This is a genomic window from Vibrio sp. OPT46 (assembly GCF_015163535.1).
Classification (GTDB): domain Bacteria; phylum Pseudomonadota; class Gammaproteobacteria; order Enterobacterales; family Vibrionaceae; genus Vibrio; species Vibrio alginolyticus.
Map to the genome: position 1 here is coordinate 19060 of NZ_JADDYG010000244.1, position 2064 is coordinate 21123.

The following is a 2064-nucleotide window of genomic DNA, read 5'->3' on the forward strand; positions in this document are numbered from 1 at the left end:
ACAAAATCAAAAACCACACAAGATGAAAATTTCAACACATACAACCATTAAACAAATTAAATTTAAGAACTTTATTCTGGTTTATTGAAAAATTCATAGTTGGATAATTTACAACCACCCCAAATTCACAGCATTATTCACCAAGCTTCGCGTGTGATAATAAACACTAAAACCTTTACCATTTTCAGCATTATTATTTTTATAAAAGCGAGTTTTAAAGTGAAAGAATCTCGAAATGCCTTAAATCCTAGTGAAATAAACACAACCACAGCTTGGTCAAAACATGATACACATTGGGTTCTTAGCCTATTTGGAACAGCCGTTGGCGCAGGCATCCTGTTTCTGCCAATTAACCTTGGGATTGGTGGTTTTTGGCCTTTAGTCGCGATGGCAGTACTTGCTTTTCCAATGACCTATCTTGCGCACCGTGGCTTAGCTCGTTTTGTACTATCTTCTAAGATCAAAAACGCAGACTTCACTGATGTAGTGGAAGAGCACTTCGGCGCAAAAGCAGGTCGTTCTATTTCACTGCTGTATTTTCTTTCGATCTTCCCGATCCTGTTGATATATGGGGTTGGAATAACAAACACAGTAGATAGCTTCATGGTAAATCAGGCTGATATGGCTTCTTTACCTAGACCTTTGCTTTCTGGCGTACTAGTGTTTGCACTAATTGCTATTATGATGGCGGGTGAAAAAGTAATGCTACGGGCCTTTGCCATCATGGTGTTCCCACTTGTTGCCATTCTTGCCTTTCTATCATTTTACTTAATACCGAACTGGACCATGCCTGTCATGGATGTGCCAGAAGCGTCAGCTTTTGCTAGCACTATGTGGTTAGCAGTTCCTGTAGTGATTTTCTCGTTTAGTCACGCAGCTGCAATTTCAAGCTTTGCAAATGTACAACGTCGCCATTACGGTAAGCAGGCAGATGCCAAATCCGAAGTTATTCTTCGTCGCACTAGCATTATGCTGATTGCCTTTGTTCTTATTTTTGTATTTTCCTGTGTACTAACACTGTCACCTGAACAATTGGCTCAAGCAAAAGAACAAAACGTATCCGTATTGTCTTACTTAGCGAACGCAACCGATAATCCATTTATTGCAACACTTGGTCCTTTAGTAGCGTTTGTTGCTATCACTTCATCTTTCCTTGGGCATTTTTTAGGTGCGCGTGAAAGCTTAAATGGTTTAATTAACAAGCATTTTAACCTATCTGAGAAGCGTGTTGATCGTATCAGCGTGGCAGCACTGTTCTTCTCAATCTGGGCGGCCGCGATCATGAACCCAAGTATTCTTGGTATGATGGAAGCATTGTCAGGGCCTGTTATTGCAATGATCTTATTTATTATGCCAATGTTAGCGGTGTATAAAATCGAGGCGATGAAACAATATCGAGGAAATGTCTCTACTTACTTTGTTCTAGCAGCAGGCATTGTGGCGGTAAGTGCATTGATTTTTAGCTTCTTCAGCTAATAACTAAAGACTAGCTTGGATTTTCAGGGGAATACCTTACACAAGGTTAAGGTGATTCCCTGAATTTTCTTACTCTTTAAAAGGTAATCATCGTTACCCTTGACTCTTAAATAAGAGCGAAAACACCCGCAATCATAAGTACTGAAGCGATGCAGGTACGGCCGATAATGCCGAAGTGCGAAGGTTGAATCATTTCATTATGCATAGTTAATCTCCTATTTATTATAAAAGCCATTTTTTATTGGCTTAATAACACTATGTCTAATATCCAGTTTTTTAACAACCCATACAAACATTAAATATTTATGACAGAAACGTAATTTTTTACACTTCGCCCTGATTTTGAGCGATGAATCCGCGGCTTAAATCATTAGATTGAGTCCACCGAATATGCTCGCCTACCTGTCATCGTTACCTTATCTATACCATCGCCTAATCATTGCATAAGTTTTCAATAGATTTTGTTTTATAAATCATAATATTATAGAGATCCTTCTCGTATCTCACTCCCAAAACACTTTGCCACTGGGAATCCATCCGCACTTAACCAACAAGAAATGGTAGACTTAACTGGTATTCGGTTAAGAG

The 2064-nt window shown here is 39.0% G+C and carries 1 protein-coding gene; it reads left to right on the plus strand.

Annotated elements, in window-relative coordinates; genetic code table 11:
- Window positions 1-219: 219 nt before the first annotated feature.
- Window positions 220-1476 carry an aromatic amino acid transport family protein gene (locus tag IQR33_RS10245; protein WP_017820237.1) on the plus strand — a complete coding sequence of 419 codons (1257 nt, stop codon included), beginning with the start codon at window positions 220-222 and terminating at the stop codon, window positions 1474-1476.
- The last annotated feature ends 588 nt before the right edge of the window (window positions 1477-2064 follow it).